Here is an 844-nt window from a genome sequence, read left to right as displayed (position 1 = left end):
TTGTATTTAACCATTTTCTTGCTCTTTGGAATGATACGTATAAAGAAGCGGGAAAAGGATTAACCTATCCTTCTTGCTCTGCAGAGCTTACGCAATTAAAAAAATGACAAGATACGCTTTGGTTAAAAGAAATAGATAGTATCGCTCTTCAATCCTCATTGAAAAACCTCGCAGATGCTTTTTCACGTTTTTTCAAGAAACAAAATGATATGCCACAATTCAAGTCTAAAAAGAATAAAATACAATCCTATACAACAAAATGTACGAATCATAATATCGCCATTGTAGATCATACAATAAAGTTACCGAAGCTCGGTTTTGTTAGATTTGCCAAAAGTCGTGAAGTGTCAGGACGTATCCTAAATGCCACGATTAGACGAAATCCAAGCGGTAGACACTTTGTGTCTATTCTTACAGAAACAGAAGTGCAACCAGTAGAAAAAACAGATTCTTCTGTTGGTATCGATGTGGGGTTAAAAGATTATGCCGTTCTTTCAGATGGCATAACATACAAGAATCCTAAATTCTTCCGTACATTAGAAGAAAATTTAGCGAAAGCACAGCGTATCCTTTCTAGAAGAACAAAAGGTTCTTCGAACTGGAATAAACAACGTGTGGAAGTTGCCCGAATCCATGAACATATTGCAAATGCAAGAGCTGATTACNNNTATCTTGGTCACAATTTCGAACGATGTTGGAATATAAAGCGAAATGGTATGGCAAAAAAGTTGTTATGGTATCTAAAACATTTGCTTCTAGTCAACTATGCTCCAATTGTGAATACAAAAACAAAGACGTTAAAAATCTAACCATTCGTGAGTGGGATTGCCCTTCTTGTGGCGCA

At 36.1% G+C, this 844-nt stretch carries 2 pseudogenes; both read left to right on the top strand.

Going from position 1 to position 844, the window contains the following annotated elements:
* A pseudogene (locus COE49_RS26890) lies at window positions 1-665 on the top strand (RNA-guided endonuclease TnpB family protein); the annotation flags it as partial.
* Between the two features lie 3 nt (window positions 666-668).
* Window positions 669-844 (top strand): annotated as a pseudogene (locus tag COE49_RS28560) (zinc ribbon domain-containing protein); the annotation flags it as partial.

It is taken from the genome of Bacillus sp. AFS029637, from assembly GCF_002584985.1.
Taxonomy (GTDB): domain Bacteria; phylum Bacillota; class Bacilli; order Bacillales; family Bacillaceae_G; genus Bacillus_A.
The sequence above is the reverse complement of the archived record's forward strand: the minus strand, read 5'-3'. Positions and strand labels throughout refer to the sequence as shown.